The sequence below is a fragment of the Streptomyces incanus genome (genome assembly GCF_042656345.1).
In the GTDB taxonomy this organism is placed as follows: domain Bacteria; phylum Actinomycetota; class Actinomycetes; order Streptomycetales; family Streptomycetaceae; genus Streptomyces; species Streptomyces incanus.
Genome location: NZ_JBHSPC010000100.1, coordinates 89,045 through 105,591, shown reverse-complemented (window position 1 = coordinate 105,591; position 16,547 = coordinate 89,045). Strand labels below are relative to the sequence as shown.

Genomic DNA, 16,547 nt, shown 5'->3' with positions numbered 1-16,547 from the left:
ATTCGCGCCGGTCGACGACACCTCTCACTTCCCGTGGGCGACGAGGAAGTCGGCGCTGCCGGACAGCGTGGTGAGCTGCGGTGTGTCCTCGTCGTCGATACGCATGCCGGCCTGTTCGCCCAGGATCTCGATGTAGGCCAGGAAGTCCAGCGAATCCATCTCGAGCGCGTCCCGAAACGCGTCGTCGGGACCCAGCGTGGCCAGGTCGGCGTCAGGAACGGCCTGGATGATCGACTCCTTGACCACGTTCAGCGCGTCGGTTCGGTTCACAGTTTCTCCGGGTTCTGCAGGAGACGGTCGAGCGTTGTCAGATAGTGGGCCCCGACGGCGCCGTCCGTCGCCCGGTGGTCCGCCGAGAGGGTGGCCGTGACGACGGGACGTACGCCCAGCAGGCCGTCGACGGCGCACGGCCGGTCGACCACCCGCCCGAAGCCGACCAGGGCCACCTGCGGCGGATAGATCACGCCGAGCACGGTTTCCACGCCCTGGTCGCCGAGGTTGGTGACCGTGATCGTGGCATCGGACACTTCGGAACCGCGCAGCCTGCCCGTGCGGGCGCGTGACACCAGGTCTTTCAAGGCGGTCATCAGCTCGGGCAGTTCGAGGGTGTCGGCTCGGTGCAGGACGGGGGCGACGAGCCCCCCGCCGCGAAGGGACACCGCCACGCTGAGTTGGACGTCCTGACCGGCGGTGAAGTGGTCGTCGGTCCAGAAGCCGTTGAGCTCGGGCACCTCGCGTGCCGTGAGGGCGGCCGCCTTGAGCAGCAGGGCCGCCGGAAGCAGCCGTTCGGACATCGGACTGCGCCGGTTGTGGTCGTGCAGCCAGTCCATTGCGGCCGCCATGTCGACGGTGGTGGACAGGTAGTAGTGCGGGATGTCGCGGTTGGAGCGGGTCATCAGGCGTGCGATCGCCTGGCGCATGCCCGACGCCTGATCCTCGGAAGGACGGGAAGCGCGAACAGCAGCGGTGGCCCGGCGCGGCGGTGGGGGCGCGGCAGCATGTTTGGAGGCCGCCTTGTCCACGTCCCCGGCGCGGACGGCGGAATCCCTCCCGGTACCGGTCACCGCGGACAGGTCGACACCCAGCTCGGCGGCGCGTCGGCGGGCGAGGGGGGTGGCCCGTATGCGCGAGGGCCGAGCAGTGGTCGCGGCTGCCGCTGCCCGCTCGATGTCGGCCCGGGTGACACGCCCTGCCGGCCCGGATCCGTGGAGAGCCGCGAGATCGACGCCACTCTGCTCCGCGAGGTGCCGGATCAGCGGACCTGCCTCGACGTGTCCGCGGCCCCGGACCCCGGACGGCACCGGCATGCGGGCAGGGGCGGGCTCGGTGGTCGGGGCAGGCCTCGGGCGCTCGGGGGCGGGCGGGACCTGTGGTTCCTCCTGGGCCTTTTGGACCCTCCCGGGTTCGCCGCGCTCTTCTGCCGCCGGCTCGATCAGCGCGAGCGGCGTGCCCACCGGCACCGTCGTGCCCGGCTCGACGAGCAGTTGTCCCATCGCCCCGTTCTCGAAGCACTCCGCCTCGATCGTGGACTTCGCGGTTTCGATGACCGCGACCGGATCGCCTCTGCGGATGAGGTCGCCGGGTCCCACCAGCCATTCCACCAGCGTGCCCTCGTCCATGTCGGTGCCGAGTGACGGCATGGTGAACTCGCCCATGATCAGTCCACCGCCCGGTGTGCGGCCGCGACGATGTCGGCGGTCTGTGGCAGGGCGGCCTCTTCCAACTGCCGGGCGTACGGAATGGGCACCTCGGCGCTGCACACCCGCTCGACGGGGGCGTCCAGGTCGTAGAACGACTCCTCGGCGATGCGGGCGGACTCCTCGGCGATGCGGGCGGACACCTCGGCGGCGGGACTCCCCGTGCGCCATGCCTCGTCGACGATCACCGCACGGTGGGTACGGGCCACGGACGCGGCGATCGTCGCGCCGTCGAGGGGCCGCAGCGTGCGCAGGTCGATCACCTCCGCGTCGATGCCCTCGGCGGCCAGCCCGTCCGCCGCCGCGAGCGCCTTGGGCAGCGAACCGCCGTACGTGATCAGGGAGATGTCGGTGCCGGGCCTGCGGATCGCCGCGTGGTCCAGGTCCACGGGGGCGGTTGGCGGGGCGAGTTCGCCGGAGGCGTTGTAAAGGCTGCCGTGCTCGAAGACCACCACCGGGTCGGGGTCGGCGAGCGCCGGGGCGAGCACGTGGCGTGCGTCCTCGAGTGTGGCCGGGGCGAGGACGCGGATGCCGGGAATGTGCGCGTAGAAGCCTTCCAGGCTGTGCGAGTGCTGCGCCGCGAGCTGCCGCCCCGCGCCCGTCGTCGTACGGATGACCAGCGGCACGGGCAGCTGACCGCCCGGCATGTGCAGCAGGGTGGCGGCGTTGTTCAGGATCTGGTCGAGGGCGAGCAGGCTGAAGTTGACGGTCATGATCTCGACGACGGGCCGCATCCCGGCCAGGGCTGCGCCGATGCCGGCGCCCACGAAGGCGGACTCCGAGAGCGGGGTGTCGCGGACACGGTCGGGGCCGAACTCCTCCAGCAGCCCGAGGCTGACGCCGAAGCAGCCACCGTAGCGGCCCACGTCCTCGCCCATGAGGAAGACCCGGTCGTCGGAACGCAGGGCCTCCCGCAGGGCCTCGCGCATCGCCTCCCGGTAGGTCGTCTTCGCCCCCTCCGTCCCGGAGACGCTCACGGTCGGTCCACCCCCTCGGCCGAGGTACTGGTGACATGGCGGAGCAGGTCCTCCACCGGCTCCTCGGGGGCCTGCTCGGCCGCTTCCACGGCGCGGTCGATCCCGTCGGTGATCCGGTGCTCGATCCGGGTGAGTTCCGCGTCGTCGAGCTCGCCGTTGTCACGCGCGAGGTGCATCAGCCGGTCGATCGGGTCCCGGGACTTCCACGGCTCGATCTCCGCCTTCTTGCGGTAGCGGTCCGGGTCGTACATGGAGTGGGCGCGGAACCGGTAGGTGCGCAGCTCCAGGAAGTGCGGTCCGGTGCCTGCCCTGATGCCCTCGACGGCCCGCCGGGCGGCCTGTTCGACGGCTTCGACGTCCATGCCGTCCACGGCCCAGGCGGGCATGCCGTAGGAGGCGGCGCGCATCGCCAGGTCGGTCTGCGCGTGCTCCCGGGCGAGCGCGGTGCCCATGGCGTACAGGTTGTTCTCGCAGACCAGCAGCAGGGGCAGATTCCACAGGGCGGCGAGATTCGCCGTCTCGTGGAACTCGCCCTCGGCGAAGGCCCCGTCGCCGAAGAAGCAGCAGGTGACGCGGGGCAGGCCGCGCATGCGGCCGCCGAGGGCGAGACCGGCGACCAGGGGAAGCCCGCCGGCGACGATCGCGCTGCCGCCGTAGAAGCGGCGGCTCGCGTCGAACAGGTGCATGGATCCGCCCCGTCCGCCGCTGCAGCCGGTCGTCTTGCCGTACATCTCGGCCATGACGGCCTCGGCCGTGAGGCCGCGGGCCAGCGCGTGACCGTGTTCGCGATAGGTGGAGACGACCGCGTCCTCGGGTGTCAGCACCTCGTTGACGCCGACGGCGACGGCCTCCTCGCCGATGTAGAGGTGGACGAAGCCGCGGATCTTCGCGGCGCTGTACAACTCGACGCACCTCTCCTCGAAGCGCCGGATGCGCAGCATCGCCTCCAGCAGGTCCGTCCGGTGCCCGGCGTCCGTCCGGCGCCGGCCTTCCTCTTGGCGCCGGCCTTCCTGCCGGGCTTCACGGGCGCCGGATCCTTCCGGGGACGGACGGTGGGTCGGGCCGCGCTCATGCGGATCCCTCCAAGATCGACAAGTCGCCGGTGGGCAGGCCGAGTTCACGCGCACGCAGCAACCGGCGCATGACCTTGCCGCTGCGGGTCCTGGGCAGGTTCTGGTCGAACGCGATCTCCCTGGGCGCGACGGCCGGGCCCAGCCGCCGACGGGCGAAGCCCAGCAACTCGCGCTCCAGATCCGGGGAGGGACCGAGACCGGGGCGCAGCGACACGAAGGCCTTGACGACGTTCCCGGCGACGGGGTCCGGCCGTCCGATCACTCCGGCCTCCGCGACCGCCGGGTGCTCCATCAGTGCGCTCTCCACCTCGAAGGGGCCGATCAGGTGCCCCGCCGACTTGATCACGTCGTCGGCGCGCCCCACGAACCAGTACCAGCCGTCCGCGTCCCGTCGCACCAGGTCGCCGGTCAGGTACCAGCCGTCGGTGAAGGCGGCGTCGTAGCGCTCCTTGTCGTGCAGATAGCCGCGGAACATCGACGGCCAGCCGGGGCGCAGCGCCAGCTCACCCTCTTCGTCGGGGCTCTGTACTTCCGTGACCCGGCCGCCGGTGACCAGCGCCCGGCCGTCCTCGCCGGTCCTCGGTACGGTCGCCTCGACGCCGGGCAGCGGGCGGCCCGTCGAGCCGGGCCGGATGTCGCAGGCCGCGTAGTTCGCGATCATGATGCAGCCGGTCTCCGTCTGCCACCAGTTGTCGTGCACCGGCAGGCCCAGCACGTCCCGGCCCCATACGACGGCCTCGGGGTTGAGGGGTTCCCCGACGGAGGCGATGAGGCGTAGGGCCGACAGGTCGTAGGAGCGCGGCAGGTCGTACGGGCCCCGACGTGGTGTCGCGCGCATGAGCATGCGCAGCGCGGTGGGCGCCGTGTACCAGACGGTGACCCGCTGCTCGCCGAGGATCCGGTACCAGCGGCGGGCGTCGTAGTCGCCCTCGTCGACGACCACCGTCACGCCGTGCACCAGCGGGGCGACGATGCCGTACGACATCCCCGTGACCCAGCCGGGGTCGGCGGTGCACCAGTACACGTCCCCGGGGCGCAGATCGAGCGCGTACGCGGCCGTGGCGTGGTGGGCGACCACCGCCTCGTGGACATGGACCGCGCCTTTGGGGGTGCCCGTGGTGCCGCTGGTGAAGTGCAGCAGGGCCATGTCTCCGGGCGAGGTCGGCGGGATCGTGAAGGTGTCCGCGGCGGCGGACAGCAGTTCGTCGAAGGAGACGGTGCCGGGCAGGCCCTCAGTGCCCGGCCCGACGATCAGGACGTGCTCCAGGCCGGGCAGCGAGTGCCGGCGGTCGGCCACCTTCTTCCGGTAGAGGGCCGCCGTGGTCACGAGAGCCCGGGCGTCGCCGAGACGCAGCCGCTGCTCCACCGGGTCGGGGCCGAACGCGGAGAACAGCGGGCAGAGCACGCTGGTGTTCTTCAGCGTGCCCAGCACCGTGGTGTAGAGCTCGGGGCAGCGGCCGAGCAGCGTGAACACCCGGTCGCCGTGGCCGACGCCGAGTGTCCGCAGCGCGTTCGCGAAGCGGGCCGTGCGCCGGGCCGGCTCGGCGTACGCGACCGTCGGTGACGGCGTCGTCCCGGGCGATGCACCGCAGCGCGACCTTGTCCGCCCGGTCCGAGGCCGCATGCCGGTCCACCGCCTCGTGCGCGCTGTTCAGCCCGCCGCCTGGCAACCCGGCCAGCGCCTTGCGCGCCTGAGCCCAGGTGAACGTCGAGCGGGCCCGTTCGTAGTCGGTGAGACGGGGCGGAACGACCGGTGCGGTGTCCTTGTGGATCGTTTCCCAGTCCATGGGTGCTCCTCGCGGCACTGCCCTTGATCTCCAGGGTCGCGGAGCATGGCGCGTGTCGCACGTCGGCCCGGGGAGCACGGCCCGATGGGCGGGCGGCAACCGCTGTCGTCGATGAAGCCGAGGGCCGCCCGCCTCTTGCGGGCCCTCATTGCACGGTGCGCGGTTTCGCTCCGCTTCCCCGTGTCTCGTGTGGCCCTCGGCTCATTTCCATGACACCGCTGCCCGCCCGCCGGCTGTAGGGCCGGACGGCCCCGACCGAGAGGGCCCGCCGGCCCTCTCGGCGGAGAGCAGGGCCGGCCGGATCCGCTCAGGGACCAGCGGCACCTCCAGCTACGGGCTGAGGGCCGCGAGAGTGGAATCACACTTCACCAGGAGGCCCATGATGTTTCCTACCGTCACCGTCGGTTCGGACGGCTCGTGCGAAAGCCTCGCCGCTGCCGATCGGGCCGCCGGTGAGACCGCCCTGCGGCAGTGTGAGGAAAGGCGGTGGGCACTATGACTCAATTGCCCTTGGTCGTGGGCGTCGACGGATCGGATCCCAGCCTCCTGGCGGTCGACTGGGCCGTGGACGAGGCGGCCCGGCACAAAGTGCCGCTGCGGCTGGTACACGCCTCCCTCTGGGAGCGCTACGAAGGCACCGTTTCCCCGGTCGGCGAACAAAGGCCCCCGGCGCGTGTGCCGGCCGAGCGCATCGTCGCCTCCGCCGCGGAGCGTGCTCACCGGCGCAACCCGCAGATCAAGGTCTCCACCGCGATACTCCCCGAGGAAGCGGCCCACGCCCTGCTGCGCGAGGGCGACAGCGCCTCGCTCCTGGTGACCGGATCGCGGGGCCGCGGCGAGTTGAAGGGACTGCTCCTGGGCTCGGTCGGGCTCGCCGTGGCCGCGCGGGCGCACTGCCCGGTGATCGTCGTGCGAGGCGACACGGCCGGTCTGGCCGGCGCCCACGAGCGGATTCTGCTCGGCGCGGGGGACCCCGGCACGAGCGGTGAGGCGGTGCGCTTCGCCTTCCGCGAGGCCGAGGCCCGCGGGTGTGTTCTGGACGTCGTGCGCGCCTGGCGCTGCCCGGCGTACGAGACCACGGGCCACCCGGCGGCGGCCGGGGAACCGGAGCGTCAGCACGAGGAGCGGGCTTCCGCCCTGCTCGACGAACTGCTCCGCGACGCGATCGCCGCCCACCCGGGCGTCCGGGTCCGCCGCGCGACGGTCGAAGGCCCGGCCTCGAAGGTCCTCGTGCTCCGGTCGGCCGCCGCCGACCTCGTGATCGTCGGCGCGCAGCGCCACCAGGGCCACTTCGGCCTCCAGCTCGGCCGGGCGAGCCACACCCTGCTGCACCACGCGCAGTGCCCGGTGGCGGTCGTACCGCACGATCCAAGCGGCCGTCCCGTGGGCGGGCCGGGGGCATGGGCCTGATGGCCCTCGAGCGGACCCGGTAGCCCCCTGTTCCGGCCGCCGCTTCCCGCATGACGCTGGTGGCGGGGGAGAAGGCCTGGCTCTGGAGGTGCATGTCATGGTGTCGCCGGTTCCGCCGAGAGCCTGGCAGCCGCCGAGTGGGCGGCCCGCGAGGCCGTACGTCGAGGACGAGCCCTGCGACTGCTGCACGCGCGCAGCCGGCACCCGCACCAGGGAGAAGCGGAGATCGCGCGCGGGCGAGCGGCACCTGGCGCGGCGCGTCCTGCGGGAGGCGGAGGGAAGCGTCCTCGTCGCGTGCCCCGACGTGCCGCTGTACGACGAGCAGGTCGAGGGACCGGCGACCGTTGTCCTGGTGAAGACGGCAGGCGACGCCGACCCGCTGGTGCTGGGCTCGCGCGGGCTGAGCCGCACCACCGGACTGCTCGTGGGTTCGGTCGCGCTCGGTGTCGTGGCGAAGGCCACGCGGCCCGTCGTCCTCGTACGGGCCGGCACGGCCGGGGAGGAAGAGGAAGCGGCCGGCACCGACCGGCGGGACGTGGTCCTCGGTGTCGACGTCACGGAACCGTGCGACGAGGTGCTTGCGTTCGCCTTCGAGGCGGCCCGCCTGCGCCACGCGCGGCTGAGGGCCCTGCACGCCTGGCGCACGCCCGGCCCGCTCACTCTGGGACCCGGCGAGATCGGCCTGGTGAGGGATCCGGAGCGGGCCGGGGAACGGCTGCGCTTCCTCTCCGCCGTGCTCCAGGTGTGGCGCGAGAAGTACCCCGAGGTCGGGGTACTGGAGACGGTGGTGGAGGGCAAGCCGTCCGGCGCCCTTCTGAAGGCGGCGTCCGGGGCGGGTCTGCTGGTCGTCGGCCGCCGGCTCACCGACCGGCCGAAGGTCCCGCGCATCGGCCCGGTCACCCACGCCGTGATCCACCACGTCAGCCGCCCGGTGGTGAGCGTGCCGCACGACTGACGGGACGCTGGGAGGAAGTGATCCGTGATGCCGTACTGGAACGGACACGGCATGAACGGCTGGGGCTGGTTCGCCATGTCACTGGGCACGGTCCTGGTCTGGGCGCTGCTGATCATCGCCGGGGTGCTCGTCGTCCGGGCCCTCGGCCGGGCTCCCGGTCCTCCGCGCCCGCCCGTCGACCGCCCCGCCGCGGAACAGGTCCTCGCTGAGAGGTTCGCCCGCGGGGAGATCGACGAGGACGAGTACCGGCGCCGGCTGGCCGTCCTCCGAGGGGGCGCCCCGCCTTCGGGCGGGCACTCGCCCTGATTCCCCTGGACCGGCCGACTCCTGGAGAAAGGGCGGTACCTGTCCCTGTCCGTCGTCAGAGCACGTCCCGGCCGTGCCTCCGCTGCTGGCTGCTGTGGGTCGACATCATCATGGACGGACCGCCCGCCATGGCACTGGACGTGGACTCCGCCCGCGACGACGTCATGCGCCACCCGCCGCGCGGTCCCGGCGAACGCGTCCTCGACGCGAGGCGGCTCTTCGCCATCGGACGGGCCGGTGCGGTCGTGTCCCTCGGCACCGTGACCCTCCTGGCTGCCACCCGCTCCCCCGTCGATCCGCGGACCGCCGCGAGCACGGCGTCCACCACGTTCGTGCTCTTCCAGCTCTTCAATACCCTGAACGCCCGCGCGGACGACGGGCCGTTGCCGAGCCGCCACCAGCCGCGCGACCGCACGCTGGGGCTGTGCCTGGCGGGTGTTCTGGCGGCGCGGATGACCGCCGTCCGTCTTCCGTGGGCACGGGGTGTCCTTGGGGCCGTGCCGCCGGACGCGGCGCAGTGGGCGGTGTGCAGGGGCACGGCATCGACCGTGCTGCTCGCCGAGCACCTCCGGCGGGTTGCTATCGGCGGGAGCTTCGGCGGGCGGCGAGCAGGCCGAGAGCCATGCCCACGAGGATCGTGACCGTGAGGACGCTCCACAGCGGGAGCGTGACGGTCGGGATCCACAGCCTGATGGTGACCGATTCCGTGTTGGCGGCGATGAACCAGATGGCCAGGCCTGCGAGCAGCACGAAGCCGAGGGTGCGCAGCCTGATGTCCCGCCCCTTGACCGTCACGGTCGAGGGACCATACGGGTGTGCGGCTTTCCGGGCCATGTAGCCCATTATCAAGCGGTTCGTTCGCACCGGCGACTCGCGGCCCCTTCTCCAGGAATCCCCCGGGGGTACCTGGTGGGCATCGACCGCCCGGCCGCCGTGGCCACCGGAGGGCCGGCCGGGGCGCGAGGGCGGGGAGCCGGCCTCCTTCCCCCGGGCGACCTCCCCCGGCCCGGCGGACTGGCATCCGGCCGAGGGCGTCGTCGTCCTCGGCGTCCGGCGTGGCTCGGAGCGGGCGGGCGGACACGTCCGGGGCTCGGTGCACATTCCGATCCACGCCCTGCACAGCCGCCTCCACGAGGTCCCCGAGGGCGAGGTGTGGGTGCACCGCGGCAGCGGCCTGCGCGCGGCCGTCGCCGCCTCCCCGCCGGACGCCGCTACCGCTTCCGCTCGTGGGGGACCACGAGGACCGGGCAGGACGCGTGGTGCAGGACGCCCTGGCTCACGGAGCCCAGCAGCATGTTGCCGAAGCCGCCACGCCCGCGCGTGCCCACCACCAGGCCGAGCGCGTGAGCGGAAGCCTCCGCCAGCTCCTGCACCGGATGTCCCTTCACGACCTCGTGGTGCAGTTCCACCTCGGGGTGGGCCGCAGTGCGCCCGGCCACCGTCTCGGACAGCAGCCGACGGCACTCCTGCAGCGCCGCGCTCTCGTTCAGGACCCCGAGCAACGGGGTGTGCCAGACGTACAGCGCGCGCAGCGCCGCGCCCCGCAGGGAGGCCTCCTCGAACGCGAAGTCGACGGCGGCGGCCGAGTGCGGGCTGCCGTCGACGCCGACGACGAAGTACGGCGGCTGCTGGGTGGTGTGTTCCGCCTCGCGCAGGACGACCACCGGACACGCCGCGTGGGCGGTCAGCGGCAGGGCGACCGGGGCCGAGCCGAACAGCCCCCGTACGGCGCCGAGATGCCAGGAGCCGACCACGACCTGAGTGGCGTGGTGCGAGTGCTCGGCCAGCACCCACGCCGGGTGCCCCTCGGCCAGCACCCCCGAGGCGTCCACGCCGGGACAGCGCGACTCGACGAACGCGGTCGCGCGCTCGAGCACGTCGTTGCCCGCCGTGTGCAGTTCCTCCCGCCATTTCTCCCACGAAGGAGGCCTGCCCTCCTGCCGGAATCCGGGAACCGGCTCGCCCTGCGCGTACACGAGCGTCAGGGGAAGACGGCGCCGGTCCGCCTCGTCGGCGGCCCAGGCGAGAGCCGTCCGCTTGTCCGGATCGGGATCGACACCGACCACGATCGGCTTGCGTCCGTCGGCGCGCATCATCAACACCTCCAGCGGTTTGTCGTCCCCGCACCACTGCGACGGGGCTGTGCGCGTGAGGGAGAACGGTCTGCCCGACCGGACCCGGTAGCAGCCCGGTGAACCCGCCGTGGCTCCGGTGTCCCACGACGACCGGATCCACCGCCCGGGACTGCTCCTCCAGCACGGTCAGCGGTTCTCCCACCCCTACCGGTCGGACACGTCGACGTTCCGTGCGACCGTCCGCGCCCGACGCACGGCGTCGTCCACCGGCCCGTCGGCCGACGCGCGGAAGTGATCCCTGACGTGCTTCGGCAGCACGGTGTCCGAGGGCAGGTGCACGAGCCGGGCCAGGGCGTGTACGACCTTGAGGGCAGCCATTCGGGCTTCGGCCTCCCGGGCCGCACAGGCGACGGCGTCGAAGCTCGGCGCGGAGCCGTCCGCGCCACGAGGACCAAGCCGCTCAGCGCTCCTCCCTCCGCCGGACGGCCCTGTGCGACCAGAGTGATCCGTGAACGGGATTTCAAACGAGGGCCGAACGGTCCACGCTCATGTGACGGTGGCCCGGTCAGCCGGTCACACCTGCCCTCTCCTCTCTCACACGCGGCTGCGGCGGCGGTCGGGGATACGCATGCCGCGTGTGAGAGGAGAGGGCAGCCACGGCGAGCGTCCGGGCGGCGCCCACAGCGACGGCGGTTCATCGGAGGGCGGTGTACACGCGGTCGCCCTTCCCGGGCGAACGGACCCGGATCACTGATCCGAGCGAGTTCCCCCCGGCTGTGCCCGTCGCCCAGCCGTCGACCGCCTCCCCGTCACGGAAGCCGCCGAACCGTCCGCCCACCAGGCGGAACACGAGGTGTCCGGCACGGGGGAGCTGGGCGAGGGCGGCACCGCGACGGACGGCATGGCCGGGGGCGCTGTTCGTGCTCATGGCGACCGGTCCCTTCGAACCCGGGCGACGATCACGAGGGGCGATGCGACGCCCCGATATCAGCGGCAGTGGCCACACGGGCGGCAGCAGGGCTCTCGGGCGAGCCGCCGAGACCCACGGTGACGGCTGGTGACATGGCGGCGGCCTCCGTTCCGTACGAAGCTGGAAGCGACCGTGAAGGGCGGGAACGAGGCCGGTGGAGGCGGGAGTCCGCACACGGCCGACCCGGAGCCCGGGGCACCCTCTCGTCCGAGGGATATCCCCAGCCCCCTCCACCGCGTACGTGGACGTGCGGGCGGGAGGTGTGCGCAACCCGGTACGAGAGGAGACACGGGCGGTGACCATTCCCCTGGTGGTCGGGGTCGACGGGTCCGAGGCGAGCCTGGAGGCGGTGGACTGGGCCGCGGAGGAGTCGGTCCGGCACGGAGTGCCGCTCCGTCTCCTGCACGCAGCGGTACGGGACGACGAGGCGGCCGACGTCATCGGCGCTGCCGCGGAGCGTGCCAGGAAAACCGCTCCCACGGTGCCGCTGTCGAGCGAGGTGGTGCGTGAGGACGCCGCCCGCGCCCTGGTCGGCGAGGGACGCAACGCCTTCGCGCTGGTGCTGGGACCACGAGGCCTCGGAGGTCTGTCCGGGATGCTCCTGGGCTCGGTCGGTCTGGCCGTGGCGGCACGAGCGGACTGTCCGGTGGTCGTGGTTCGCGGCGCGGCGGAGCACCGGGACGGGAGGTTCGGGAACATCGTCGTCGGTGTCGAGGAGGGAGAGGGGAGTGGCACAGCGGTGCGGTTCGCACTCCGCGAAGCCCAGGTGCGGCGCTGCCGGCTGGTGGCGGTGCATGCCTGGAGCACGGTGGCTGGTGCTCTCCCCCCCACCTCAGGTCCCGTCGTGGTACGCCCTGGACGCCCACCGGCGTCCACCGGCGCAGGTACTCGACGACGCCCTGCGTGACCCCGCGGAGCAGTACCGCGACGCCCCGGTGAGCCGACGGGTGATCGAGGGAGCGGCACGCCGGGCACTGCTGGAGGCGGCGTCGGAAGCGGACCTGCTGGTCGTCGGCGCGCGCAGACGAAAGGGGCACCTGAGCCTGCAACTGGGCCTGACCAATCATGCGATGCTGCAGCACGCGCCGTGCCCGATCGCAGCCGTCCCCCAGATATGACCGCCAGGTACGACCGCGGACCGTGGAGACGCGGACGGTGGGGGAGACCGGGGGGGGCACGAGGGCAGAGCCCCGGCGGGCCGACGAGCCCGTACCGGTGACGTGGTTCTGGCGCGCTCTCCGGACCGGCCAGAGCCGCGGACTCGCCGGTGGGCCGGGCCGTGACGGCGATGCCCCGTGGCGGCGACGTGGGAGGCGCGGGCAGGCCACCGGGAGCCGGATCCGGAGGTCGCGGCGGGCCGTGGGCAGTGCGACGGTGAGTGCAGGGAGTCTCGCGAACGGCAGGACGGGAAGGCGGTGGCGACCATGGAACTTTCGCTGGTGGTGGGGCTCGACGGTTCGGATCCCAGCCTCGCGGCGTTGGACTGGGCGGTGGAGGAGGCGGCGCGGCACAGACTTCCTCTGCGGTTGGTCCATGCCTCGCTGTGGGAGCGCTACGAAGGCGGCGTCCCGTCCTTCGGACGACAGCGTCCCGCCGAAGCCGTTCTTGCCCAGCACATCGTCGCCTCCGGAGCCGAACGCGCCCGGCAGCGCCGCCCGGAGGCCAAGGTGTCGAGCGACGTCCTCCCCGACGACCCGCTGTCGGCGCTGCTGGCGGCCGGACACGAGGCGTGGGCCTTGGTCACGGGTTCCCGCGGGCGCGGCGAGTTCGCCGGGCTGACGCCGGGATCGGTCGGTCTCGCGGTGGCCGCTCGCGCGACGTGCCCGGTCATCGTGGTCCGCGGCGGGGAACGGAACAGGTAGGGAGCCTTCGGGCGGGTGGTGGTCGGGGTGGGTGACCAGCCCCACGGCCCGGGTGCGGTGCGTTTCGCCTTCCGCGAGGCCGAGGTACGGGGCTCGACCCTGGAGGCCGTGCGGGCCTGGCGCAGTCCGGCTCCTGAACACGCGGGCCCCCGGACCGCGGACGACGGCATGCCTGCGCCCGAGGAACGGGCGTCGGCCGGCCTCGCCGAGGCGTTGCGCGAAGCGGTACGGGAACACCCGGACGTCGACGTACGCCGCAGGCCGGTCGAAGGTCCCGCCCACAAGGTCCTTCTGAAGGCCTCGGCCGACGCCGACCTGATCGTCGTCGGAGCCCTGCGGCGGCACGGCCACTTCGGTCTCCAGCTCGGCAGGGCCGCCCATACCCTGCTGCATCACGCCGAGTGCCCGGTCGCCGTCCCGCAACGGGTCTGAGCCCGAGGGGCGTCGCGCTCCCGCACAGGTCGGCGAGGAGAAATGCGAGGGTGGCCGATGCCGGAGTGGACGTGGGAGTACGAGGGGTACGACCCCGCTGCCGAGCGGTTGCGGGAATCGCTCTGCACGCTCGGCAACGGCTACTTCGCCGCCCGGGGCGCGGTGCCCGAGTGCAGGGCGGGCCTGGTGCACTACCCGGGGACCTACGCGGCCGGCTGCTACAACCGCCTCGAGTCGACCGTGGCGGGGCGCCAGGTCGTCAACGAGGACATGGTCAACCTCCCGAACTGGCTGCTGCTGCGCTTCCGCCTGCGTTCCCGGGGAGGGACATGGGGGCCGTGGCTCGCCCCGGACTCCACAGCCCTGCTCGACCACCGGCAGGTCCTGGATCTGCGCCGGGCCGTGCTCATGCGCGCCTCGCGCTACCGGGACGATGCCGCGAGGGTGCTCCGGGTGGAACAGATCCGCCTGGTGCACATGGGGGACCCGCATCTGGCGGCGCTGCGGACGGTGCTCACCACCGAGGACTGGTCGGGGGACGTCGAGGTCGAGTCCTCCCTCAACGGCGATGTGATCAACGCCAACGTCCACCGTTACCGGTCCCTCGACCGGCACCACCTGGCCCGCGTACGGACCGGCGGGCAGGAGCCCGGGACGGTGTGGCTGCGCTGCCGGACCAGCACCTCGGACATCGGGATCGCCATGGCCGCCCGGAGCGTCGTCGTGGGGCCGCCCCCGTCCTCCTCGCAGCTGCGTCCCGGCCGGCGCCGCGCGGTCCACCGCCTGGTGGTCCCGATCGCTCCGGGCCGGCCCGTCGAGGTCGAGAAGACCGTGGCGCTGCACACCTCCCGCGACACCGCGATCAGCGACCCGCTCGGCGCGGCCGTCGACCGGGTGACCCTGGCCCCGGACTTCGCCGCCCTGCTGCACTCACACACCGCCGCCTGGCAGCGGCTGTGGCGGCGCGCGGACATCCGCATCCCCGGCCAGGCGGGCCGCATCCTGCGACTGCACCTCTTCCACGTCCTGCAGACACTGTCCCCGCACACCGCGGATCTGGACGCCGGCGTGCCGGCACGGGGACTGCACGGCGAGGCGTACCGGGGCCACGTGTTCTGGGACGAGCTGTTCGTGCTGCCGTATCTGAACCTGCATCTCCCCGAGGTCTCCCGGGCACTGCTGACCTACCGCCACCGGCGCCTCGGCCGGGCCCGCCGGGCCGCCGCCACCCTCGGCCGGGCCGGGGCGATGTACCCGTGGCAGAGCGGCAGTGACGGCCGCGAGGAAACCCAGGAGCTGCACCTCAACCCCCGCTCGGGCCGCTGGCTGCCGGACAACTCCAGGCTCCAGCACCATGTCGGCTCGGCGGTCGCCTACAACGTGTGGCAGTACTGCGAGGCCACCGGCGACACCGAGTTCCTGTACACCAAGGGTGCGGAGATGCTGGTGCAGATCGCCCGCTTCTGGGTGGACAGCGCGGTTTTCGACTCCGCGGCGGGCCGCTACCGCATCCGCGGCGTCGTCGGCCCCGACGAATACCACGACGGCTACCCCGGCGCGGCCCGGCCGGGACTGGACGACAACACGTACACCAATGTCACCGCCGCCTGGGTCATCACCCGCGCCCTGGACCTCCTGCGCCGCCTGCCCGCCTGGCACCGGCGGGAACTGTTCGAGCACGTGGGTCTGGACCGTGACGAGCTCCCGAAGTGGGAGGAGGTGTCCCGGCGGCTGCTCGTGCCGTACCACCAGGGCGTCATCAGCCAGTTCGAGGGCTACGGCGACCTTGCCGAACTGGACTGGAACGGCTACCGCGCGCGATACGACAGCATCCGGAGACTGGACCGGATCCTGGAGGCCGAGGGCGACACGGTCAACCGCTACAAGGCCTCCAAGCAGGCCGACGTCCTCATGCTCGGCTACCTCTTCCCGCCCACGGAGCTGCAGAGCCTGTTCCGGCGCCTCGGGTACTACCTGGACGACGAGGTCTGGAGCAGAACCGTCGACTACTACCTGCACCGCACCAGCCACGGGTCCACCCTCAGTGAACTGGTGCACGGCTGGGTCCTCGCCCGGGTGAGACGGGCCGAGGCGTGGCAGTACTTCCACGAGGCCCTGGAGGCGGACATCGCCGACATCCAGGGCGGCACGACCGGCGAGGGCATCCACCTGGGCGCCATGGCCGGCACGCTTGATCTGGTCCAACGCGGCCTGACGGGACTGGAGACCCGCGAGGACGCCCTGTCGTTGGACCCGGTGCCTCTGCCGGCCCTGTCGGAGTACGGGTTCGCACTGGGCTATCGCGGTCACTGGGGCATCAGCCTGCGGCGCCACAATGAGCAACTGGAGCTCGGCGTACCGGACTCGGAGGGAGCGCCGGTCCGCGTGGTCCTGGCGGACCGGGCCGTCACCATCGCTCCCGGAGAGACCTGTACGCTCCAGCTGCCGGCGAGCTGATCGGCGCCGCCGACGGGAGAAGTCCGAGGTGACGTCACGAGCCGCCGGCGACGCCGACGAGGGGGCGGGCCCCGTGGGTACGAGTCTCACACCGGAGTTCCGGGAGCGGTTCGCGCTTCTGCTCGTGGCCGCGACGGGCGTGACGTTCGTCCGCACAGCGGTGTGCGACGCGGGAGACCGGCCGCATCATGATCGCGAACTACGCGGCCTGCGACATCCGGCCCGGCTCGACGGCCCGCCCGCTGCCCGGCGTCGAGGCGACCGTACCGAGGACCGGCGAGGACGGCCGGGCGCTGGTCACCGGCGGCCGGGTCACGGAAGTGCGGAGCCCCCTCGCTGTCCGGCTGCTGAGCCGTCGCGCGCACCGTAGACCGACACGGACATCCCGCCGTGCCGGGAGAGGAACCGCTGGTCAGCTTCCGCCCGCCCACCACTGACCGGCCGAGACCGGTCGTCGCTCTTTCTGGTACTTCCGGCGCGCCGTCTGCTGAGGAGCCGACCGGGGGCCATACCCACGATCAGGGACAGCGCGAGCGCCCCTTCGTG

At 72.7% G+C, this 16,547-nt stretch carries 13 protein-coding genes and 4 pseudogenes; 8 read left to right on the top strand and 9 right to left on the bottom strand.

Annotated features, from left to right (window positions below; translation table 11 throughout):
• Positions 1–24: 24 nt before the first annotated feature.
• The 5 genes from ACFP2V_RS29190 to acsA form a co-directional block, all read right to left on the bottom strand.
• Entirely contained in the window at positions 25–270 is a 246-nt protein-coding gene (locus ACFP2V_RS29190; protein ID WP_381218289.1) for an acyl carrier protein, read from the bottom strand.
• On the bottom strand, positions 267–1,655 hold the full coding sequence (locus tag ACFP2V_RS29185) for a 2-oxo acid dehydrogenase subunit E2 (RefSeq protein WP_381218288.1): 1,389 nt from the start codon (positions 1,653–1,655) through the stop codon (positions 267–269). Before ACFP2V_RS29185 ends, ACFP2V_RS29190 begins: the two co-directional genes overlap by 4 nt.
• Positions 1,656–1,657: 2 nt before the next feature.
• A complete protein-coding gene (locus ACFP2V_RS29180; protein ID WP_381218287.1) occupies positions 1,658–2,674 on the bottom strand; it encodes an alpha-ketoacid dehydrogenase subunit beta in 1,017 nt (338 codons plus the stop codon).
• Complete coding sequence (gene pdhA / locus ACFP2V_RS29175) at positions 2,671–3,615, bottom strand: pyruvate dehydrogenase (acetyl-transferring) E1 component subunit alpha (RefSeq protein ID WP_381218286.1); 945 nt, start codon at positions 3,613–3,615, stop codon at positions 2,671–2,673. The genes ACFP2V_RS29180 and pdhA overlap by 4 nt, the downstream gene beginning before the upstream one ends.
• A 127-nt stretch (positions 3,616–3,742) precedes the next feature.
• The gene (acsA, locus tag ACFP2V_RS29170; RefSeq protein WP_381218285.1) at positions 3,743–5,371 is read right to left on the bottom strand and encodes an acetate--CoA ligase; all 1,629 of its coding nucleotides are present in this window, start codon (positions 5,369–5,371) and stop codon (positions 3,743–3,745) included.
• Between the two features lie 658 nt (positions 5,372–6,029).
• Between acsA and ACFP2V_RS29165 the strand changes: the two genes are divergently transcribed.
• The 4 genes from ACFP2V_RS29165 to ACFP2V_RS29150 all read left to right on the top strand — a co-directional run bounded on the left by ACFP2V_RS29165 (position 6,030) and on the right by ACFP2V_RS29150 (position 8,846).
• Positions 6,030–6,944 carry a universal stress protein gene (locus ACFP2V_RS29165; protein WP_381218284.1) on the top strand — a complete coding sequence of 305 codons (915 nt, stop codon included), beginning with the start codon at positions 6,030–6,032 and terminating at the stop codon, positions 6,942–6,944.
• Between the two features lie 97 nt (positions 6,945–7,041).
• On the top strand, positions 7,042–7,899 hold the full coding sequence (locus tag ACFP2V_RS29160; protein ID WP_381218283.1) for a universal stress protein: 858 nt from the start codon (positions 7,042–7,044) through the stop codon (positions 7,897–7,899).
• A 27-nt stretch (positions 7,900–7,926) separates the two neighbouring features.
• On the top strand, positions 7,927–8,205 hold the full coding sequence (locus tag ACFP2V_RS29155) for an SHOCT domain-containing protein (protein WP_381218282.1): 279 nt from the start codon (positions 7,927–7,929) through the stop codon (positions 8,203–8,205).
• Positions 8,202–8,846 (top strand): cation-translocating P-type ATPase C-terminal domain-containing protein, encoded by a 645-nt coding sequence (locus tag ACFP2V_RS29150; protein WP_381218356.1) that lies wholly within the window; start codon positions 8,202–8,204, stop codon positions 8,844–8,846. Before ACFP2V_RS29155 ends, ACFP2V_RS29150 begins: the two co-directional genes overlap by 4 nt.
• Here the strand turns inward: ACFP2V_RS29150 and ACFP2V_RS29145 are convergent.
• Positions 8,785–9,039 carry a LapA family protein gene (locus tag ACFP2V_RS29145; RefSeq protein WP_381218281.1) on the bottom strand — a complete coding sequence of 85 codons (255 nt, stop codon included), beginning with the start codon at positions 9,037–9,039 and terminating at the stop codon, positions 8,785–8,787. The two genes, ACFP2V_RS29150 and ACFP2V_RS29145, sit on opposite strands and share 62 nt — an antisense overlap.
• Before the next feature lie 75 nt (positions 9,040–9,114).
• On the opposite strand from ACFP2V_RS29145, the pseudogene ACFP2V_RS29140 reads away from it, so the two are divergent.
• Positions 9,115–9,418: pseudogene (locus ACFP2V_RS29140) on the top strand (rhodanese-like domain-containing protein); the annotation flags it as partial.
• On the opposite strand, the gene ACFP2V_RS29135 reads toward ACFP2V_RS29140, so the two are convergent.
• The 3 genes and pseudogenes from ACFP2V_RS29135 to ACFP2V_RS29125 form a co-directional block, all read right to left on the bottom strand.
• Positions 9,417–10,301 carry a universal stress protein gene (locus tag ACFP2V_RS29135; protein ID WP_381218280.1) on the bottom strand — a complete coding sequence of 295 codons (885 nt, stop codon included), beginning with the start codon at positions 10,299–10,301 and terminating at the stop codon, positions 9,417–9,419. The pseudogene ACFP2V_RS29140 and the gene ACFP2V_RS29135 sit on opposite strands and share 2 nt — an antisense overlap.
• Before the next feature lie 85 nt (positions 10,302–10,386).
• Positions 10,387–10,686: pseudogene (locus tag ACFP2V_RS29130) on the bottom strand (hypothetical protein); the annotation flags it as partial.
• Between the two features lie 288 nt (positions 10,687–10,974).
• Positions 10,975–11,208 carry a hypothetical protein gene (locus ACFP2V_RS29125; RefSeq protein ID WP_381218279.1) on the bottom strand — a complete coding sequence of 78 codons (234 nt, stop codon included), beginning with the start codon at positions 11,206–11,208 and terminating at the stop codon, positions 10,975–10,977.
• A 337-nt stretch (positions 11,209–11,545) separates the two neighbouring features.
• Between ACFP2V_RS29125 and ACFP2V_RS29120 the strand changes: the two are divergent.
• The 3 genes and pseudogenes from ACFP2V_RS29120 (at position 11,546) to ACFP2V_RS29110 (ending at position 16,001) form a co-directional block, all read left to right on the top strand.
• A pseudogene (locus ACFP2V_RS29120) lies at positions 11,546–12,368 on the top strand (universal stress protein).
• Positions 12,369–12,674: 306 nt separating this feature from the next.
• Positions 12,675–13,544, top strand: a pseudogene (locus ACFP2V_RS29115) (universal stress protein).
• 57 nt (positions 13,545–13,601) lie between these two features.
• A complete protein-coding gene (locus ACFP2V_RS29110; protein WP_381218278.1) occupies positions 13,602–16,001 on the top strand; it encodes a glycoside hydrolase family 65 protein in 2,400 nt (799 codons plus the stop codon).
• Positions 16,002–16,547: the final 546 nt, after the last annotated feature.